Raw genomic sequence first — 18,986 nt, 5'->3', positions numbered from 1 at the left:
TCATTCACATAAACACCTTGCTTAAAAAAAGACAGTCCGGACTAATCCTCGCCTTCGGTGTAGCTGTCGATGGTAGAGAAGTAGGCGCTGACGGGCGTATCGTTACTCTCGACGGCACTGAGCTTGCGGCTGATCTGACGCGAGCGAACACCCACGAGCTTATCGAGCTCCTTGTTCGCCTGATCGAGCCGCGTCTGGGTCGCGACAAGCACGCTGTTGAAGGTCTCGAACTCCTTCTTCACGGAGCCGAGCAGGTTCCAGACCTCGGCGCTCCGCTTCTGTACAGCAAGGGTCTTGAAGCCCATCTGGATCGAATTGAGCAGTGCAGCCATCGTAGACGGTCCGGCGATATTCACCTTGTATTCACGCTGCAGCAGCTCGACCATGCCGCGGTTGACGACCTCGCTGTATAATCCCTCGAAGGGTAGGAACATCACGGCAAACTCGGTGGTGTTAGGCGGATCGATATACTTATCGCGGATATCCTTCGCCTCGCGTCGGATAGTGTTGATCAGCGCCTTGGCAGCGGCGTCGACCGCCTCCTTGGAGCCGCTCTCATATGCGTCGCGGAGTGCCGCATAAGTGTCGCCGGGGAACTTCGAGTCGATCGGCAGATAGATATAGCCGTCGTCGCGGGCGGGTAATTTCACCGCAAACTCGACCACGTCGCGTGAGCCCTTTTTGGTTGCGACATTCGTATCATACTGCTCTGAGGTCAGGATATCCTCGAGGATGCTGTTCAGCTGGATCTCGCCAACGATGCCGCGGGTCTTGACGTTCGATAGCACCTTCTTCAGATCGCCGACGCCGACAGCAAGATTCTGCATCTCACCCAGTCCCTTATAGACCTGCTCGAGCCGTTCGCTGACCAGCGCGAAACTGCGATCCATCTTCTCATCGAGCGTTTTCTGCAGCTTCTCGTCGACCGTAGTACGCATCTCGGAGAGCTGCTTGTTATTATCCTCACGGATATCGTCCAGTTTCATTTCCATCGTTCGGCGGATGTTCTCGAGCTTCTGCTCATTCTCGAGAGAGAATGTCTTGAGCCTGTCCTCAAAATGCCCGAGCTTCTCACTCTGAGCCGCGGAAAAACTCTGCTGATTCACCGCGATCATATCGCCCATATTCTTAACGGAGCTCTGAGTTGAGTTGACGATCTCGGTACGTAGTTCAGCCAACTCCGCAGATGCAGCTTTATTCTTTTTCGGAATAATAACGATCGCGCTGACGCCGACGGCGATCGCCGTAAGCAACAACAGGATCAGGATAATGAACTGATATGTTTCCATAATATACCTCCGGATTCTCCTCATATTTTATCACCAAGCCGCAGCTATGTCAAACAAAAGTTTCAATACCATCCTGCCACACCGCATTTTTGCAACTTATCATTGTTGCAGTTGCAGATTTTAACTATTTTAACTTGTTAATTCGTTAACAAACGACAGATTTTGCAATTTATTTAAAATTATAATGCATTTCGGTATTGACATCGGACAAAAAAGTATTATAATAAATTTCAATAGTATTTTTACATGTCGCAACGATTCATTTGTTAAAAATACATCAAAACCGAAAGGAGTGGAACAATGGAAAAAATACTCGTTCTGAATTTTGGAGGACAGTATAACCAGCCGATTGCCCGCAAGGTACGCGAGCAGAACATTTACGCCGAAATCGTAAGCTACCAAAAGATCACCGTAGAGGAGATCGTTAAGGCGGACTACAAGGGCGTCATCTTCACCGGCGGACCCGACAGTGTGTTCGATGAAGCTGCGCCGCACTACGACCCCGCGATCCTCGCGGCAGGTATCCCTATCCTCGGCATCGGCTACGGCTGTCAGCTGATCGCCTATATGGCGGGCGGCAAGGTCACCTATTCAAGCGAAGTCAGCGAGCACGGCAAGGTCGAGCTGATCTCCGACGGCAGCACGTTGCTGGACGGCTTCCCCGCCGTCAGCGTCAGCTGGATGAACCATCGTAATCATATCAAGGAAGCGCCCTTAGGCTTTGCTGTTACCGCCTACACCGAACGTTGTCCCGTAGCTGCGATGGAGAATGAAGACCGCCACATCTACGGCGTACAGTTCCATCCCGAGGTCACCGACACCGAGTACGGCGAGCTGGTGATGCACAACTTCCTCTACAATATCTGCGGCTGCTCCGGAGAATGGACGATGGAGAAGCTTGCCGAGCAAAAGATCGCCGAATACCGCGAGAAACTCAGCGGAAAGAAGGTTCTCTGCGCCCTTTCGGGCGGCGTAGACAGCTCCGTCGCCGCCATGCTGCTGCATAAGGCGATCGGCGACGATCTCATCTGCGTATTTGTCGACAACGGACTGCTCCGCAAAAATGAGGCGGAGACCGTCATGCGCACATGGAGCGAGACCTTTGACTTTAACCTGATCAAGGTCGACGCGCAGGATCGTTTCCTCGCCCGTCTGGCGGGCGTGAAGGATCCCGAGCAGAAGCGCGCCGTTATCAGCAAGGAATTCATCTCCGTCTTTAAGGAACAGGCGGAGAAGCTCGGAAAGATCCACTACCTTGTACAGGGTACCATCTACTCCGACGTCCTCGAGCGCGGCTCGGGTGATATCGGCGCCGAGAAGAGTGAGCTTGCCGCCGCGGCGGAATTTGATGAGATCATCGAACCGCTGCGAGATCTGTTCAAGGACGAAGTCCGCAGAATGGGCCAGGCGCTGGGGATCCCGAAGAAGCTGGTATGGCAGCAGCCTTTCCCGGGTCCGGGACTCGCTCTCCGCTGCACCGGTGAGCTTACTGCAGAAAAGCTTGATCTTCTGCGTGAGACCGACGCGATCTTCCGCGATGAGATCATGAGGGCGGGCTATGACCGCTACACCAACCAATACTTCACGGTTCTGACCGATACAGTCGCCGTAGGCGTTATGGGCGATCACCGCACCTTCGGCAGCACCGTCGTGCTGAGAGCCGTCACCAGCGATGACTTCATGACCGCCGACTGGTCGCGTATTCCCTACGAGGTACTCGACAAAACCTCCACCCGCATCACGAGCGAGGTCGAAGGCATCACGCGCATCGTCTACGACATCACCCCCAAGCCCCCCGCAACGGTAGAGTGGGTCTGAGGCGGAGGACAGAGAACAGAGAACGGTGTCGGGAAAGCCTGACGGCTTTTGGATTGATATAACAATTACTGTATTAAAACGTCTGCGACTCTACGTAGGGTCGCAGACGTTGTTTCTTTATCATACGTATTATCAATCAGGTGCGGACAGCGTCCGCCATTCTCCATTCACCATTCTCCGTCATCTGTTCTCCGATAATCCAAAATCCGTCCCGATATATCTGCTGCACTCGGGCGGCGAGTAGACGAAGCGGTCGATATGACCCTCGGTGATGTAGTAATCGGGCGGGAGAACCGGCGCTTCATCACAGAAGCTGTCCACGATTGCCAACTTCAATTTCATTTTCTGCGGGATGATGCTCTTGATGTACACAGCGGCGGTATCGCCGACATGCAGATTATCGCGCAGCTCCGCAAGTCCCGCAAGGTTCGGGGTCAGCTCGACAAAGGCGCCATAGTTCTCGATCGAGCGGATCACACCCGTGACGGTATCCCCTACCGAGAATCGCGAGGCGTTCTCTGCCCATGTACCGAGCAGCTCCTTATGGCTGAGGGTAACGCGGGTACCGGTACGCGACTTGATTACCGCGAAAATATCCATTCCCACACGAAAACGCTCGTCGGGATGATCGATACGAGAGACCGAGATCGTGTCGATCGGCATCAGCGCCGCGAGTCCGCAGCCGATATCACAGAATGCGCCGAACGGCTCGGTATGAGTCACGCAGGCGGGGATCACATCGCCCGCTCTGAGCGTGCCTATGTATCTATCGGCACACATCCGCTGTGCCTTCGCGCGGGAGAGCACAGCACGGGGCGTACCCGAACCGTCGGTGAACAGATCGTTCACGACAAAGCAGACTGCTCTGCCTACGCGGGAGATCACCGCAATATCGCGTACCGTTCCCTCGCGGATTCCCAAAGCCCCCTCCTCACGCGGGATCACTCCCCGCATCGTCGGCAGATCGACGATCAGGTTATGCTCCCGATCGCACATTAGGGCGCGCGCCTCAAGTATCTCTCCCCTCTCCATTGCCGTACGCATACCCTGCATACTTCCGACTGCGGCACGGTTTGCCGCGGTTAACAATCTTTTTCCCTCCGGTAAGAATAACGTCATACCGACCCTCCTGAGATTTATAATAAGGTTGAGATCGCAGCGGCGGGGCTCTCCCGCCTCGCAACGACTTTTCATATACCGTTACCGTCGCAACAGCTATATCATATACCCTCACAGTAACCATCCATATGAAAAAACCTTGTCAGATATGACAAATTTACAGATAGGTATTGAAAAAACGCGCCGTATCGTTTACAATAACGAAGTAAGCGCGATAAATCATTCGCGTAAAGAAAGGAAGCAATTTATGAAACGTATCTTAGCGATCATCATGAGCGTACTCCTCGTCGCGGCGATCACCTCCGGCTGCGGGGAAAAGGTCGTATCCTCCGGCACCGTAAAAGGTACCGCTACCGAAGCAAAGAACGAACAGAAAGAAGGCTCTACCGTGAATTACGAACCCAAGACTACCGAGACTCTGCTGGATATCAACGAGGTTCCCGCCGCCGACCTGAACGCGGCAGACGCGGAGTATCAGCACAAGGCACCCGCCAAGGGCGAGGAGGTCTGTACCATCCATACCAACTACGGCGACATCTCGTTCAAGTTCTTCACCGAGGTTGCTCCGAAGGCGGTCTACTCCTTCAAGGCGCTCGCCAAGGCAGGCAGATATGACAACACTATCTTCCACCGCGTCATCAATAACTTCATGATCCAGGGCGGCGACTACACCAACTTCAACGGTACCGGCGGCGAATCCGCTTTCGGCTCCGAGTTCGACCTTGAGATCTCCGATTATCTGAGCAACATCGAAGGCTCCGTCGCGATGGCGAACCGCGGTCCCGGCACAAACGGCTCCCAGTTCTACATCAACCAGGTCAACAACCAGCGCCTCGACGGCGGCTACACCGTCTTCGGTCAGGTATATGAGGGCATGGACGTCGTCAACAAGATCGCTCAGGTTCAGACCGACGCGTACGACAAGCCTGTGAGCGACGTGATTATCGAAGGCGTTGAGCTGCACAGCTACGAATAAGGTAAACGATGCCGCCCTGATAAACAAGGCGGCATTTTTATAATTCTCTTCAGCATTACTACAGGCGGGGTGAATCCCGCCCTTACAAGAATCAACAACCAAAGGAGTCTGCTATGGAACGACCGATCATTGCTGTCATGTACGATTTTGATAAGACTCTCTGCACCAAGGATATGCAGGACTATGGCTTCATCCCCGACCTCGACATGCAGCCGTCCGAGTTCTGGCAGAGGGCTAACGATTTCGGTTCAGCTGCCGAGATGGACGGCGTACTCGCCTATCTGTACACCATGATCGAAGAATGTCGCCGCAAGGGAATCTCCCTGACGCGAGAGAAGCTGATCGGCAACGGCAGGGGTATCGAGCTCTTTCCCGGAGTACGGGAGTGGTTCGAGCGCATTAACCTCTACGGCGCGGCTCAAGGCGTCCAGGTCGAGCACTATGTCATCTCCTCCGGTCTCAAGGAAATCATCGAGGGCTCGGGTATTGCCGACAAGTTCACCAAGATCTTCGCCTGCGAGTTTCTCTACAACGAGAACGGCGAGGCTCTGTGGCCGAAAACCGCCGTCAACTATACCAACAAGACCCAGTTTGTCTATCGTATCAACAAGGGCGTGCTGGATATTTCAAACGATACAGACCTCAACCGCTCTATGCCCGACGATTCGAAGCGCGTACCGTTCACTAACATGATCTACATCGGCGACGGTCTCAGCGATGTGCCATGTATGAAGATGATGAAGGCGTACGGCGGCTGCGCGATCGCGGTGTATCAGGACTCAAACCGCGAGAAGGTCGAGGAACTGCTGAGAGGCGACAGGGTGGACTTCATTTTCCCTGCCGATTACACCAAAGACGGCGGGTTGAACAAAACCGTCCACAATCTGATCAAGAAGATCGCTATCAACGACGAGCTCGTCAAGGAGAACGCCCGACAGCTCGCTGAATTAAACTAAATCCCGGTTTACTTTTATTTGATAAGATATCAGCGGATAATATAGCAGAGCGAGACAGATGGCGCAGATAGTCCGTCGCCTGTCAAGGAGTCCGTAAAACTATTCGAAATATATCATTAAAAACTCTGATTAAATCATTTTATCAAGAATTAGTATTAACCCGATAATCAAAAGGCTGACTCGTTGCAGTTCAATCTGCTGAGTCAGCCTTTTCCTTTACTAAACATCCCTGCCGAATAAGCTTCCTGTTTTAAAACGGGCTCCGCTTTTCATTGTTTCAAAGCCGCTGACAAAGAGCTTCTGCAGCGAACTGACGACCTCGCTCTTGCGCTCGTCGTTGATACCCTTCAGCGCCTTGATGATCGAACGGTAGGTGGCGAGCTTGTTATTGCTCAGATCGGTGATGGTCTTGGCGCCGTTTATCATCAGCGCGTCAAAGAAGGTATCCACCAACGTGCGGCGTTCCTCGTTTTCCATACCGCTGAGCCAATTGCTCAACACATTGTCGACAAAGAGACTGAACTGCGAACGCTCATCGGCGTCCTCAAAGTGCGTACAGACGAGACACCAAGTATAGGGATTGTGCTGCATTATACCCTTACCGGTACTCTTGATGAATCGCCTCTCCTCCATATCCTCAAGGAGAATACCGACGGGCGACGATCCCGGAACCAGCTTCACAATCCTATCGGTGATCCCAACATAGCCCTCGCGCTCCGTGATCTCGGCCTTGAAGCCGGGTCCGTCGTTATTGTAGACCTGCACGATGCGATCGTCGCGGATCCTTTCATCACAGAAAGCGGACGCATAAACAGCAAAGTTTCCTCCCTTGCTGTGACCGCCGACGATCAGCCTTCCGTCGAACCTTTCCGCGATATGCTCGAGATACCTTACCGAATCATGTTGTCCGGGCGTTTCATCGAGAAAGCTCATATTGAAGTCCTCGCGCCAACCGACGATCGTGCTGTCGGTGCCGCGGTAGGCGACATATGCTTCTTCCTCCGCGTAAATAAAGGTTACCGCCGCCATCTGACTGTGGTTATCATGGTCGATCTCGCTGACGTAGTACGCAACCTTCACGTCCTTGAAGCGATCGGACTGAGCCGCCTTCTCGAGAAGGGGCTCGGGGGTGAGGAACTGCATTGACGTATGGCGTCCCTCCTCGGTATAGAGCTCATGCAGCTTTTCGATCGTCACGATCTTCTCTCCGTCTGCGTCGACGAAGTCCTCCATCTCGATATAGGACAGCACCGAAAAGATCAGGTTGTCTATCTCGTTGAAGCCTCGCTCGGCGAAGGTCAGGTCTCCGCGCCAATCGAGGTAATCCATCACATTCATCGTATGCCTCCTGTGTTGATCTGAGGGTATTATAGCAAAAAGCAGTGGATTTGTCTATGTTTTTAGATGATTTGCGGGCAAGAGCCGAGAAATCGCCCCTACGGCTGACTCCTCATTCCTAATTCCCATAGACTTCGGGACAAATCTCGTTTATTTTCTCTCTGAGAATTAAAAAATCGCGGAAAGCTCCCTCCATGTTGGCGGGATTACGCAGCAGCGCCGCGGGGTGAAACATCGGGATCATGGTTATCCCCTTGCGCTCGATAACTGATCCATGCTCGCGGGTGATGCGCAAATCGGGCTTGATAAGCTTCATGCCCGCGATCCTACCCAGCGTCACAATGATGCGCGGGCGGATCAGGCGCGTCTGCTCTCTGAGGTATCCGATACAGCTCTCCTGCTCATCCTCCTGCGGGTCGCGGTTCATGGGCGGCCGGCACTTGACGATATTGGCGATATAGACGTTCTTGTGCCGATCGAGATCGATAGCGTAGAGCAGCTTGTCCAAAAGCTGACCTGCTCTGCCGACGAACGGCTCGCCTTGCAGATCCTCCTGTTCGCCCGGACCTTCGCCGATGAACATAACGCGGGCGTCCTTCTTCCCTACACCGAATACAACGTTATGCCGCTTCTCACATAAACGACAGGCGGTACAATCCATGCACCGCGCTTCTAATTCTTCCCAATTACTCATATTATCCCTCTGTTCTATCAGAAAAAGCACGCATACATACAATAAATTCCAAATAGCGGTTGAAATCCGCCGCAATTTCATGTATGATAATAATAACCATGGGCATTCCCATGAACTAAACTATGATTGGTGGTAATTATCATGAAAAGTACAATTATGGTCGAGACCTCCGCTCACCATCTGCACGTCACAGCCGAGACCTTCGCTACTCTTTACGGCGAGGGCAAGACCCTGACCAACAAGAAGGACCTCTCCCAGCCCGGACAGTTTGCCTGCTCCGAGAAAGTGACCGTCGTAGGTCCCCGCGGTGAGATCACCATGTCTATCCTCGGACCGTTCCGTCCGGAGGATCAGGTAGAGATTTCGATGACCGAGACTCGTAAGCTCGGCGTCGTCGGCGTGATCCGTGAGTCCGGTGATTTAGCAGGTACTCCCGGCTGCATTCTGCGCGGACCCGAAGGCGAGGTTGAAATCGACCACGGCGTCATCGTCGCTCAGCGCCACATCCATCTGACCCCCGAGACCGCTGTCGAGTACGGCGTAGAGGACAAGCAGATCGTCAAGGTCGCTGTCGGCGACAATGGCAGAAAGGTCATCTTTGACGACGTGATCGTCCGCGTTTCCCCGAAGTACGCTCCCGCTGTTCACCTCGATACCGATGAGGCGAACGCAGCCGGCCTGATGGGTACTACCGACGGCGAGATCATCCTGTAAGATCCACTCCAACGTCGAAGCTCCTCCGAAAGGGGGAGCTTTTTTAGTTAGGAATGAGGAATTAGGAATTAGGAATGATTTAAACGTCGGATAGTATCGTAGGGGACGGCGCCCCGACGCCCCGCGTCCCACAAGCGACAGAGGGGAGCCGTCTCCGGCTGAGGAACCGTCCCCTACAACTCCTCACTCCTCACTCCTCACTTCTAACTTCTCTCTCCTAACTCCCTACCGTTTCCGTATCGTCAAAATTCAGCTCGCCGACATTTCGGGCGGGCTTTGCGAGCTCCAGCGGGGATTTGGTGTAGAATACCACATCGCCGAGGGGAACGCTGACGTAATGCCAGCCCTCATTTAATTCTTCTGTGGAAATATCCCCCTCATGCATCCTGATCTGAGTCATCGGCTCGGGCAGATAGATATGTCGTGCCGCGGCGTTCTGGCGGTAAACAGGCGCTATCATCAGCCTGTCACCGACCATCAACTGATCTTCTACCGTTGCAGCGATCTCGTCATCCTCATAATCAAAAACAAGGGGACGGAAATACATCTCGTCACGCTCGACCGCCTCCTTCAGCGAGCGGTACAGATACGGGATCAGACGGTATCTCAGCTCGATGATATGGCGGAAAACCTCGGTATCACCGAAGGCGAACGCCTCCTGACTGCGCGTACCGAAGGCTGCGTGGTTCCTCATCAGCGGGGTAAACAGCGCAAAGCTCATCCAGCGAATCAGCAGATCGCGAGTGCAGTTGCCGTTGAAGCCGCCGATATCGCTGCCTGAGTACAGAAAGCCGCACATATTCAGCCCCGGCATCTGCTGTAAGCTCTGCAGAATATGGCTCCACCAGCTGTGGTTGTCGCCTGTCCAAACGCCGCCGCAGCGGTGAGCGCCGATATAGGAAGCGCGGGAGAACAGCAGCGGCGGCTCGCCGCGCAGCTCGCACAGCGCATTGTAGGCGCTCTCGGTCATCCGATAGCCATAGAGATTATGCACATCATAGTGGCGTACTCTACCCTCAGGCGTTTCATGATAAAAGCTCTTGTAGTCATCTTCGGCGTTCTGCAGACGCACTAAGGTATCGCGCACGCCGAAGAAGCTCAGCGCGTCCAGTCGTTTGCTGTCTAACTCTTTTATTTCTTTATAAGCATTATTAAGTCCCTTTTCGCTGTAAAAAAGCGCGGGCTCGTTCATATCATTCCAGAAGCCCTCTATCCCGAGATCGGTGAGACGCTTATACTTCATGCCGAACCATCGGCTCGCCTGCGGATTCAGGAAATCGGGCAGAACGCTCATGCCCGGCCATACGCCGACGACAAAGTCCTCGCCCTGTTCATCCTTGCAGAAGTAACCCTCACGGTGACCTTCGTCATAAACGTCGTAGCCGCTCTCCTTCTTCACAGCGGCGTCGATGATCGGGATGAGTCGGATACCGCGCTCCTTCATCTCTGCGGAGAAGGCGCCAAGGTCAGGAAATCGTTCTGAATTCACAGTAAAATCCTTGAATGAGTCCATGTAATCAATATCGAGATAGAGCATATCGAGCGGGATACGCGCGTCGCGGTACGCATCGGCGCAACGGCGGATATCCGCTTCGGTGACATAACCCCAGCGGCTTTGACCGTAACCCATTGCCCACATCGGCGGCAAATAGCTCTTGCCAATCAGGGTGCGGAACTCCGATACGATCGCTTTCAAGCTCTCGCCTGTGATGATATAGAGATCAAGGGCAAAGCGTTCGGGCGTGATCACGACGGTATCGCTGTCGGTGTAGCCGAGGTCGAAGGTGATCCTCCCCGGGATATCGAAGAACGCGCCGAAACGCTCCTCGCCGTCAAACAGCAGGAAGTTATGCGCGCCGTAGAGGGAGCGCTTCTCCTCCGTATGGAAGGGATCGTCGGAACACCAGCTCTCATAGATCCAGCCGCGTTTGTTGATCCCGCGAATAGACTCGCCGAGTCCGTAGATTCGCATATGCTCGTCCATATGAAGGCTGAATACGCCGTTGCTGAGCGAAAAGGGCTTGGGTTCACTGCTCGATAACGGTACCTCCCGCACGACCGCTCCGGTGTTGATAAAGGGGTCAAAGCTGTAACGTTTTACCATGAAAATCACCACTCTTGATTTTTCTTAATAATGTTGTATAATAGTATAGCAAAGATTTAGAAGATATACAATATTCTATGTCAATTTTTCGGGATATATCAGGAGGTCATTATGGGAAACAAGGTCATCATCACCGCGGATATCAGCTGCGATCTGAACCGTGAGCTCGAGCAGCGCTACGGCGTAGAGGTCATGCCGCTGCATATCGTTATCGGCGGAAACAGTTACGAGGACTGGGTCAATATCACTCCGGAAGAGTTGTACGATATCTTCTACAAAACCAAGGAGCTGCCTCACACCACAGCAGTCAGCGTCGGCGAATATGCCGAATTCTTCAAGAAATATGTCGATCAGGGTTATGACGTTGTTCACCTCAGCCTCGGCTCGAAACTGAGCGTCACCCATCAGAGCAGCGTGCTGGCGAGCGAGGAATTCCCCGGCAGAGTCTACTCTGTCGATACCCAGAACCTCTCCACCGGTTCGGGTCTGCTGGTCATCAAGGCATGCGAGCTCCGCGATCAGGGCAAGAGCGCCAAGGAGATCTACGACGAGGTCAACAAGATGGTACCGAAGGCTCATGCATCCTTCGTACTCGACCGGCTCGACTTCATGCACGCCGGCGGCAGATGCTCCGCGGTTGCAATGCTGGGCGCGAATCTGCTGAGTCTAAAGCCCTCCATCGAAGTACATAATAACGACGGCGGCTCGATGGGCGTCGGCAAAAAGTACCGCGGCAAGTACGACAAGGTGCTTCTCCAGTACATGGAGGACACGATCGCCAAGTACGACGACATCGACCCCTCCCGCGTATTTGTCACCCACGCAGGCGCCAATCCGGAATACGTTGACGGCGTCGTCAAGGCAGTCAAGGAGAAGGGCATCTTCAAGGAGATCCATATCACCCGCGCTTCCTGCACGATCTCGAGCCACTGCGGTCCGAACACCCTCGGCGTGCTGTTTATGACGAAATAAGGACAATAGTAACGGAGAGCTTTTCAATCGAACTAACAACGTCTGCGGCTTTTGGGTCGCAGACGTTTTCTTTTTGGCGTGAGCAACGTGTGTATTCCTTACGCTCTTCGGCAGTACATGATTTCATAAGCGAAAAAAGCCCGTCCGACGCAGGTCAGACGGGCTTTCGTACCCTATTCGATTATCAGGACTTGAGCGCTCTCTCCAGCCAGACGTCGGCGATATCGAGCGCTACGTACAGACCGCTCTTCTCACTGGACTTGACCAGCTGTTTACGGGGGCTCAGGTCGGGGTCGGTACACAGCAGCTGGATCGCCACCTTATCGGCGATCTCGGCGTCACCGACGGTCTTCTTACTCTTGATCTGCATACGGATGACGAAGCGATCAGCCATGCTGCCGTAGTAAAGCTCGTCGCCGCAGCGTACCAGAGGCTTGCCCTTATAGGTCGAAAATTCCTTTTCAGCCATGGAATCCATCCCTTCTTAGATATTGAGGTAAGACTTCACCATGACCTCGAGGAGGTCGTCTCGGTCAATCTTACTGATGATGTTGCGGGCATTGCCGTATGTCGTGATGTAGGTGGGGTCCTCGCTGAGGATATAACCGACGATCTGGTTGATCGGGTTATAGCCCTTCTTCTGCAGCGCGTTATACACGGTAGAAAGCGCCTCTTTCATCTCATCATCTCTGTTTCCGCCTAAGGAGAACACCATAGTCTTATCTAACATAGCAAACACCTCCGCTATTTAATCCAGTATATTATACACCATCTTTTCAAATATTGCAAGTCCTAAAGGAAAATGGCACAGAAAGCCTCTCCGCCGTTAACGGCAGAGAGGCTCTGCAGATAATGTTTACTTTTTCAGTGTGATGCCGTTCTGTTCAAGTTCGGCGACGATACCGTCTACGACCTGTGCTACCTCCTCACGGGTGAGGGTACGGGTGTTGTCGGAGAAGGTCAGGCGCACGGCGATGGAGGAATTCTCGTCAGCCTCGTAGATGTCGATGACGTCCACGCCGCGGATCAGCTCACAGGCTGCGTTCTCGATCGCCTTCTTGATCGGAGCGAAGCGGGAGGTAAGGAAGCTCAGATCGATCTCGATACCGGGGAACTTGGACGGTTCGACGTAACGGATCGAGTCGTTCTCGATCGCGGCGAGCTTATCCATGTCGATCTCGGCAAAGACGACCACGGCGCGCTTGTCGAGCTTCTTCATCACGGAAGGATGGATCATGCCGATCCTACCCAACTCCACACCGTCAACGATTACGGCGTTCAGGTTCACGGGATGCTCGAAGTCGAAGGTCGGTTCGAGCTTCTCATAGCTTACAGACTTGTGCTTAAGCTCATCGACCAGCGTCTCAACGATCTCCTTCATTCCGAAGTACAGCGAGCGGATATCGCTGCCCTTACGGTACAGGGTGATGCCGAGCTTCTTCTCCTCGATACAAAGGTTGTCGTCGGTCATGCCCGCAACGACTCTGCCGACCTCGAAGATACCGAACGACGGCGCAAAGCCGAGGTTTGATCTTACCTGACACAGCTGGGTCGGGATCATGGTCTTACGGATGGTCTCGATGTTGGGATTGGAGGCGTTCATCAGCTTGATCTCGCCGACGTTCGCGATCCCCAGCTCCTTGAGCTCATCCACGTAGTTCCAGACGTAGGAGTGCAGCTCGTGGAGGTTGAAGTGCTTGACGAGGATATCCTTGACGTTGTCCTCGTCCTTTTTCACCGGCTCGGGTCGGGTCGGGAAGAGCGGCGCGTTTGCCGTATGGATCTCAAAATTATCGTAACCGTAGATACGGGTGATCTCCTCGATGATATCCGCCTTGATGGTGACGTCCTTGGTGGCGCGCCATGAGGGAACCTTGACCTCGAAATTATCGCTGTCGCAGGAGGCGGTGAAGCCCAGTCGGGTAAGTGTGCTGAGGATGGTGTCGTTGTCGATCTCGATACCGGTGTACTTATCGACGTAAGCCTTATCAAAGCTGAGAGTGACCTCGGGATAATGATAGGCGTAGTCGTCGGTCAGAGCAGAGACAACCTGCACGGCGGAATCGTACTGCTTCAAGAGATAGACGAAGCGGGCAATCGCCGCAGTCGTCAGCTCGGGATCGAGCGACTTTTCATAACGCATGGAGGCGTCGGTACGGTGAGAAAGACGAACGGTCGACTTACGAATAGACGCGGCGTCGAAGGTCGCGGACTCGAGGGTTAGAGTGTGGGTATCTTCCACAATCTCACTGTCCAGACCGCCCATGATACCCGCGATCGCGACGGGCGTATCGCCGTTGCAGATCATCAGGGTGTCGGTGTCAATATGGCGCTCCACACCGTCGAGAGTTTGAAATTCAAAATCCTTATCAAAGCGCTTGATACGGATGTTCTCCACCTTGCGGCTGTCGAAGGCGTGCATCGGCTGACCCATCTCGAGCATGAGGTAATTTGTCATGTCGGCGAGGAAGTTGATCGCGCGCATACCGCAGTAGAACAGGCGGATACGCATATCTACCGGGCTGACCGAGCGGGAGATATTCTCAAATTGTAGGCATGAGTAGCGCTGGCAGAGCTTGTCCTCGATCTTCATGTCAACCTTAGGCAGATTGTCATAAGCGCTCAGGTCGTCAAAGTCGAGCGGTTTCAGCGGACGCTGAGCGATCGCGGCGAATTCACGCGCGATACCGTAGTGGCTCCACAGGTCGGGGCGGTTGGTCAGGCTCTTGTTATCGACCTCGAAGATGATATCGTCGATAGCGTAGATTTCCTTGAGATCGGTACCGTTTTTGACATCGTCGGTGATCTCCATGATACCGGAGTGATCGTCGGAAATGCCGATCTCCTTCTCGGAGCAGCACATACCATGGCTCATGAAGCCCGCCAGCGGTCTGGGGGCGATCTCGATCTCGCCGATCTTCGCGCCGACCTTTGCGAAAGCGGTCTTCATCCCGACGCGGACGTTCGGAGCGCCGCAGACGACGTCCACGAGCGCCTCCTCGCCGATATCCACCTTCAGCAGATGGAGCTTCTTAGACTCGGGATGGTTCTCTACAGACTTGATCTCGGCGACGACGATGCCGCTGATATCCGAGCCCTTGAACTGTATATCATTCTCGACCTCCGCGGTGGAGAGTGAGAACTGGTTGATCAGCTTGAGTTCGTCCAGACCGCTCAGGTCAACGAAATCCTTGATCCAATTCATTGATAAAAACATCTTGACCCCTCCTTACTTATCGTCCGTGAACTGCGACATGACCTTCAGCGAGCCGGAGTTCAGATCACGGATATCCTTGATACCGTACTTCATCATCGCGAGTCGGGTCAGACCCAGACCGAACGCGAAGCCGGTGTACTTCTCCGGGTCGATACCGCCCTCCTTGAGCACCTCGGGGTGGATCATGCCGCAGGGGCAGAGCTCCAGCCAGCCGGAGTGGTTACAGGAAGGACAGCCGGTCTCTCCGCCGCAGATCAGGCAGGAGATATCGAGCTCGAAGCCGGGCTCGACGAAGGGGAAAAAGCCCGGGCGCAGGCGCACCTTGACGTCCTTTTGGAACACCTCGCTGAGCATGGTCTTCATGAAGTAGATCAGGTTCGAGATTGAGATATCCTTATCGACCATCACGCCCTCCATCTGGAAGAAGGTGTTCTCGTGGGTGGCGTCGGTGGCTTCGTTACGGAAGCAGCGGCCGGGGAAGATCGCGCGGATCGGCATGCCGTCCTCCATCAGCTGCTTGCCGTATTTCTTCAGGATCGCGTTCTGAGCGGCGGAGGTCTGGGATTTCAGCAGTTCGCCGTTCTCAAGATAATAGGTGTCCTGCATATCGCGGGCGGGGTGATCCTTCGGCACGTTGACCGCCTCAAAGCATTCGTAGTCGGTGACGACCTCGGGGTAATCCTCAACGTTGAAGCCCATCGTGGTAAAGATGCGCTCGCACTCACGCTGTACCAGCGTGATCGGATGATAGGAGCCGCGGTCGGCACGCACGGGGATGGTCAGGTCGAACTCGGGCGTGCTCTCGATCTCACGCTCGATCTCGAGCTTTTTCAGCTCCTCGGCACGCTTGGATATACCTTCGGCGGCGGTCTGCTTGAGGTTGTTCACGAGCTGACCGAAGGCCTTTTTCTCATCGTTGGAAAGGCTCTTCATGCCCTTGAGCAGATCGGTGATAGAACCCTTCTTGCCCAGATACTTGACGCGCAGGCTCTCGAGAGTCTGTCCGTCGGCGGCAGCGGCGAGCTCAGCGCCCAGCTGCGCCTTCAACTGTTCCAGTTTTTCTTTCATATTGTCCTCCAATTAATAATACTTTAGAACAAGGGAGAGTTAGAAGATAGAAGTCAGGAGTTAGGAGAAGTTTCGATTGGTCGCTTCGCTCCGAAAAGACAGCTCCTTTTTGCACAGAGAGCCTTAACTCCTCACTCCTAACTAAAAAACGGCTCCCCGTCCGTAAGGGACGGAAGAACCGCGGTACCACCCAATTTTCCGGAATCGTTCGGTCGAGATCATCGCGTCGTACAGTCGATAACCGCACCACTCGCAATGACCGTTGATCGTATGATCCGGACACTCGTCGACCGGTAACGGGGTCATCCGTCAGCGCCTACTGATTCGGTGTATGGTGAACAGTGACGGGGGAACATCGCTCTCCCCGGAGCCCTGTCGCTCGTAGCACTGCCGTCTCGGCAAATCAACACGCACGCGTGTTCAGCGCTGCCGCTCGGGAGTGAACTTCGCCCCCGCTCCGTCCGCCTGTACTCTCAGCCCATGATACAGACTCTCTGACGACCTCTGCGGGAGTTACTCTCTCCGTCAACGCGTTATCAAGTAGTATGATAGCACTATCGGAAGAATTTTGCAAGGGTTTATTGAAAAATAACCGCCGATGTGTTAAGATAGAGAAAAATGTGATACAAGAGGTGTTTCCCATGGATAATACTACGCTGTATGAACAGGTCGTTCGGAGAGAACGCACCCCGAAGCACGGACTTACCGTCGCGCTGATCGTCCTCGGCGTGATCGGTGTACCCGCGATCATCTTCACGATCTCCATCGTCGCGAAGATACCGTATCTGAACATCGTCGCGCTGTTCATCTTTGCGCTCGCGATCTACTTCGGATGGTATCTCATCACCTCGCTGAACGTCGAATATGAATACGCCTTCCTTTCCTCTACCCTCAGGGTCGACAAAGTCATCGCCAAACGCAGACGCAAGAAGGTCGTAAAGCTCGACGTCAAGCGGCTGGATGACTTCTTCCCCTACTCCGACAAGGAGATGACCGCGCGTCATTTCACCAAGGTCTACCACTGCGGCTCCAAGGAGTTCTCCGACAGCAACTACGTCGCCGCCTTCCACGATGAGGAGAAGGGCAAGTGCGCGCTGGTATTTGCGCCGAACGAGGAATTTCTCGAGGGCATGAAGCCGTATTTCAACGCCGATATCAGGAAGAAGCTCTTCTTCGCACAGAAGAAATGAAGCAAGTAGATTTCAATTATCTCGTTCGTCATTTCCCCGATCGTCCGGATAACGCGCACAAAGGTACGATGGGCACGCTCTGCTCGCTCACGGGCAGCAGGGGCTTTTCGGGAGCCGCGATCCTGTCCGCACAGGCGGCGCTACGCACCGGGGTGGGGCTGCATTACCAGCTGATCCCCGACTGCATCTATCCGATCTTTGCCTCGTCGGTGTATGAGAGCGTGTGTGTGCCGCTCACGGGCGGCAGGGATACCGTCTGCCCCGCCGACCTTGACGCCATCCACACCGCGCTGCAAAAGGCGACCGCCGTGCTGCTCGGCTGCGGACTGGGGCTGAACGACGATACCCGCACGGTCGTATTTAACCTTATTCGAAGCTGTGAAAAACCGCTGATCATAGACGCGGACGGCATAAACGCGCTTAGCGGACATATACATATCTTAGAGGAGCGCAAAGCGCCCGTCATCCTCACCCCGCACGTCAAGGAGTTCTCACGTATCAGCGGTCTGAGTGTGGAAGATATTCTGCAAGCCCCCGCCGAAGCGGCGCGGAGCTTTGCATCAGCGCATGAGAACACCGTTCTCGTCCTTAAAGGTCACCGAACCTATATTGCGCAGAACGATCGGCTCTACGAGAACACCGCGGGCAACAGCGGCATGGCGAAGGGCGGCTCGGGCGATATGCTTGCCGGGATCGTTTCATCCCTTGCTGCTCAGGGCGCAGAAGCCTTTGACGCTGCGGTCATGGGCGTGCATATTCATGCGCTTGCAGGTGATCTCGCTGCGAAACGGCTCTCACGTACCGCCATACTCCCGAGCGATATCATCTGCACCCTGTCCGAAGTCTATTCCATGATCGAGGACAGCAAAAATAACGCATAACCGGACATAAAAACTCATAGGATGTAAAAAGCCGACAGGATCAGCACCTGTCGGCTTCATTATTATCTACGTTTTTGGAGGTATCCCGATGAAAAGATTCATCCTTATTCCGCTCACCGCTCTGCTGTTCTGCCTTGGCGGATGTGCAAAAAAGCCGCCGACGCTCAGTGACAGCTTCACGCTCGAGTTTCAAACAGCATATAACGGTCTTGAACTGAGCGGAGAACTCAGTCAAAGCGCCGACGGTACACAAATCAGGCTGAATGGGCCCTACACCGTGGACGGTCTCCGCTTTGACTACGCCAACGAACAGCTTCGCATCGGCTACGCCTCGCTTGAGACCCGTTCAAAAAGCGATTATCTGCCCGAAGCCTCTCTCCCCTCCCGCGTTTACGACGCGCTGCTGTACCTCTCTCAGGCACAGTACACGGGCTCGGAGAATGACGTCGATACCTTCACCGTCCCCACCCCGCAGGGCGAGGCGACAATCACCGCCGCCGAGGGGATACCGACGGGCATGACCCTTCCGAGGTCGGGAATCAAGCTGCGTTTTAATACTAATCCTTGATAAAAAGATTTAATCAGATATTAGTGATATATTTCGGATAGCGCGACGGGAGACGCAGACAGGCTGGCGCCTGTCAAGGAGC

Annotated in this window: 18 protein-coding genes; 8 read left to right on the top strand and 10 right to left on the bottom strand. The window is 54.1% G+C overall.

All coding sequences use genetic code 11. The annotated features are described in order from the left end of the window. Positions 1-41 precede the first annotated feature (41 nt). Entirely contained in the window at positions 42-1,289 is a 1,248-nt protein-coding gene (locus R2I50_RS04740; RefSeq protein ID WP_316607989.1) for a DNA recombination protein RmuC, read from the bottom strand. Positions 1,290-1,589: 300 nt separating this feature from the next. Here R2I50_RS04740 and guaA point away from each other — a divergent pair, with 300 nt between their 5' ends. Beyond that, complete coding sequence (gene guaA, locus R2I50_RS04735) at positions 1,590-3,107, top strand: glutamine-hydrolyzing GMP synthase (protein WP_316607987.1); 1,518 nt, start codon at positions 1,590-1,592, stop codon at positions 3,105-3,107. 180 nt (positions 3,108-3,287) lie between these two features. Here guaA and R2I50_RS04730 read toward each other — a convergent pair whose 3' ends face one another. Beyond that, positions 3,288-4,226, bottom strand: a complete 939-nt coding sequence (locus tag R2I50_RS04730) for a S1 RNA-binding domain-containing protein (protein WP_316607986.1) — start codon at positions 4,224-4,226, stop codon at positions 3,288-3,290. Positions 4,227-4,473: 247 nt separating this feature from the next. Here R2I50_RS04730 and R2I50_RS04725 point away from each other — a divergent pair, with 247 nt between their 5' ends. Next, the gene (locus R2I50_RS04725) at positions 4,474-5,202 is read left to right on the top strand and encodes a peptidylprolyl isomerase (RefSeq protein WP_316607985.1); all 729 of its coding nucleotides are present in this window, start codon (positions 4,474-4,476) and stop codon (positions 5,200-5,202) included. A 113-nt stretch (positions 5,203-5,315) separates the two neighbouring features. Next, on the top strand, positions 5,316-6,158 hold the full coding sequence (locus tag R2I50_RS04720) for a haloacid dehalogenase-like hydrolase (protein WP_316607984.1): 843 nt from the start codon (positions 5,316-5,318) through the stop codon (positions 6,156-6,158). A gap of 219 nt (positions 6,159-6,377) precedes the next feature. Here the strand turns inward: R2I50_RS04720 and R2I50_RS04715 are convergent, their stop codons facing one another. Then, a complete protein-coding gene (locus R2I50_RS04715) occupies positions 6,378-7,496 on the bottom strand; it encodes an Mbeg1-like protein (protein ID WP_316607983.1) in 1,119 nt (372 codons plus the stop codon). 118 nt (positions 7,497-7,614) lie between these two features. Further along, a complete protein-coding gene (locus tag R2I50_RS04710) occupies positions 7,615-8,190 on the bottom strand; it encodes a uracil-DNA glycosylase (RefSeq protein ID WP_316607982.1) in 576 nt (191 codons plus the stop codon). Between the two features lie 141 nt (positions 8,191-8,331). Between R2I50_RS04710 and pduL the strand changes: the two genes are divergently transcribed. Further along, positions 8,332-8,904, top strand: coding sequence for a phosphate propanoyltransferase (gene pduL, locus R2I50_RS04705; RefSeq protein WP_316607980.1), 573 nt, complete (start codon positions 8,332-8,334; stop codon positions 8,902-8,904). A 217-nt stretch (positions 8,905-9,121) separates the two neighbouring features. On the opposite strand, the gene R2I50_RS04700 is transcribed toward pduL, so the two are convergent. After that, entirely contained in the window at positions 9,122-11,008 is a 1,887-nt protein-coding gene (locus tag R2I50_RS04700; protein WP_316607979.1) for a TIM-barrel domain-containing protein, read from the bottom strand. A 111-nt stretch (positions 11,009-11,119) separates the two neighbouring features. On the opposite strand from R2I50_RS04700, the gene R2I50_RS04695 reads away from it, so the two are divergent. Continuing rightward, a complete protein-coding gene (locus tag R2I50_RS04695) occupies positions 11,120-11,980 on the top strand; it encodes a DegV family protein (protein ID WP_316607978.1) in 861 nt (286 codons plus the stop codon). Positions 11,981-12,164: 184 nt separating this feature from the next. On the opposite strand, the gene R2I50_RS04690 is transcribed toward R2I50_RS04695, so the two are convergent. The 5 genes from R2I50_RS04690 to R2I50_RS04670 form a co-directional block, all read right to left on the bottom strand. Further along, on the bottom strand, positions 12,165-12,449 hold the full coding sequence (locus R2I50_RS04690; RefSeq protein ID WP_316607976.1) for a hypothetical protein: 285 nt from the start codon (positions 12,447-12,449) through the stop codon (positions 12,165-12,167). Between the two features lie 15 nt (positions 12,450-12,464). Further along, a complete protein-coding gene (locus tag R2I50_RS04685) occupies positions 12,465-12,710 on the bottom strand; it encodes an IreB family regulatory phosphoprotein (RefSeq protein ID WP_316607975.1) in 246 nt (81 codons plus the stop codon). 126 nt (positions 12,711-12,836) lie between these two features. Beyond that, positions 12,837-15,197: a phenylalanine--tRNA ligase subunit beta gene (pheT, locus tag R2I50_RS04680; protein WP_316607974.1), complete on the bottom strand. Its 2,361-nt coding sequence runs from the start codon at positions 15,195-15,197 to the stop codon at positions 12,837-12,839. Positions 15,198-15,209: 12 nt separating this feature from the next. Continuing rightward, a complete protein-coding gene (gene pheS / locus R2I50_RS04675; RefSeq protein WP_316607973.1) occupies positions 15,210-16,265 on the bottom strand; it encodes a phenylalanine--tRNA ligase subunit alpha in 1,056 nt (351 codons plus the stop codon). Between the two features lie 141 nt (positions 16,266-16,406). After that, the gene (locus R2I50_RS04670) at positions 16,407-16,571 is read right to left on the bottom strand and encodes a hypothetical protein (protein WP_316607971.1); all 165 of its coding nucleotides are present in this window, start codon (positions 16,569-16,571) and stop codon (positions 16,407-16,409) included. Between the two features lie 335 nt (positions 16,572-16,906). On the opposite strand from R2I50_RS04670, the gene R2I50_RS04665 reads away from it, so the two are divergent. From R2I50_RS04665 to R2I50_RS04655, 3 genes are all read left to right on the top strand, one after another. Further along, positions 16,907-17,455, top strand: a complete 549-nt coding sequence (locus R2I50_RS04665) for a hypothetical protein (RefSeq protein ID WP_316607969.1) — start codon at positions 16,907-16,909, stop codon at positions 17,453-17,455. Continuing rightward, positions 17,452-18,336, top strand: coding sequence for an NAD(P)H-hydrate dehydratase (locus tag R2I50_RS04660; RefSeq protein ID WP_316607967.1), 885 nt, complete (start codon positions 17,452-17,454; stop codon positions 18,334-18,336). Before R2I50_RS04665 ends, R2I50_RS04660 begins: the two co-directional genes overlap by 4 nt. A gap of 88 nt (positions 18,337-18,424) precedes the next feature. Then, positions 18,425-18,904 carry a hypothetical protein gene (locus R2I50_RS04655; protein WP_316607965.1) on the top strand — a complete coding sequence of 160 codons (480 nt, stop codon included), beginning with the start codon at positions 18,425-18,427 and terminating at the stop codon, positions 18,902-18,904. Positions 18,905-18,986 lie beyond the last annotated feature (82 nt).

This window comes from uncultured Ruminococcus sp. (assembly GCA_902785355.1).
Taxonomy (GTDB): domain Bacteria; phylum Bacillota; class Clostridia; order Oscillospirales; family Acutalibacteraceae; genus Ruminococcoides.
The sequence above is the reverse complement of the archived record's forward strand: the minus strand, read 5'-3'. Positions and strand labels throughout refer to the sequence as shown.

What these genes read in the sequence shown, in the direction of transcription:
- pheT (WP_316607974.1), bottom strand. Translation starts at nt 15,197, where the DNA reads ATGTTTTTATCAATGAATTGGATCAAGGATTTCGTTGACCTGAGCGGT.
- R2I50_RS04665 (WP_316607969.1), top strand. Translation starts at nt 16,907, where the DNA reads ATGGATAATACTACGCTGTATGAACAGGTCGTTCGGAGAGAACGCACC.
- R2I50_RS04700 (WP_316607979.1), bottom strand. Translation starts at nt 11,008, where the DNA reads ATGGTAAAACGTTACAGCTTTGACCCCTTTATCAACACCGGAGCGGTC.
- R2I50_RS04695 (WP_316607978.1), top strand. Translation starts at nt 11,120, where the DNA reads ATGGGAAACAAGGTCATCATCACCGCGGATATCAGCTGCGATCTGAAC.
- guaA (WP_316607987.1), top strand. Translation starts at nt 1,590, where the DNA reads ATGGAAAAAATACTCGTTCTGAATTTTGGAGGACAGTATAACCAGCCG.
- R2I50_RS04655 (WP_316607965.1), top strand. Translation starts at nt 18,425, where the DNA reads ATGAAAAGATTCATCCTTATTCCGCTCACCGCTCTGCTGTTCTGCCTT.
- R2I50_RS04740 (WP_316607989.1), bottom strand. Translation starts at nt 1,289, where the DNA reads ATGGAAACATATCAGTTCATTATCCTGATCCTGTTGTTGCTTACGGCG.
- R2I50_RS04730 (WP_316607986.1), bottom strand. Translation starts at nt 4,226, where the DNA reads ATGACGTTATTCTTACCGGAGGGAAAAAGATTGTTAACCGCGGCAAAC.
- R2I50_RS04670 (WP_316607971.1), bottom strand. Translation starts at nt 16,571, where the DNA reads ATGACCCCGTTACCGGTCGACGAGTGTCCGGATCATACGATCAACGGT.
- R2I50_RS04725 (WP_316607985.1), top strand. Translation starts at nt 4,474, where the DNA reads ATGAAACGTATCTTAGCGATCATCATGAGCGTACTCCTCGTCGCGGCG.
- R2I50_RS04685 (WP_316607975.1), bottom strand. Translation starts at nt 12,710, where the DNA reads ATGTTAGATAAGACTATGGTGTTCTCCTTAGGCGGAAACAGAGATGAT.
- pduL (WP_316607980.1), top strand. Translation starts at nt 8,332, where the DNA reads ATGAAAAGTACAATTATGGTCGAGACCTCCGCTCACCATCTGCACGTC.
- R2I50_RS04720 (WP_316607984.1), top strand. Translation starts at nt 5,316, where the DNA reads ATGGAACGACCGATCATTGCTGTCATGTACGATTTTGATAAGACTCTC.
- R2I50_RS04660 (WP_316607967.1), top strand. Translation starts at nt 17,452, where the DNA reads ATGAAGCAAGTAGATTTCAATTATCTCGTTCGTCATTTCCCCGATCGT.
- R2I50_RS04690 (WP_316607976.1), bottom strand. Translation starts at nt 12,449, where the DNA reads ATGGCTGAAAAGGAATTTTCGACCTATAAGGGCAAGCCTCTGGTACGC.
- pheS (WP_316607973.1), bottom strand. Translation starts at nt 16,265, where the DNA reads ATGAAAGAAAAACTGGAACAGTTGAAGGCGCAGCTGGGCGCTGAGCTC.
- R2I50_RS04710 (WP_316607982.1), bottom strand. Translation starts at nt 8,190, where the DNA reads ATGAGTAATTGGGAAGAATTAGAAGCGCGGTGCATGGATTGTACCGCC.
- R2I50_RS04715 (WP_316607983.1), bottom strand. Translation starts at nt 7,496, where the DNA reads ATGAATGTGATGGATTACCTCGATTGGCGCGGAGACCTGACCTTCGCC.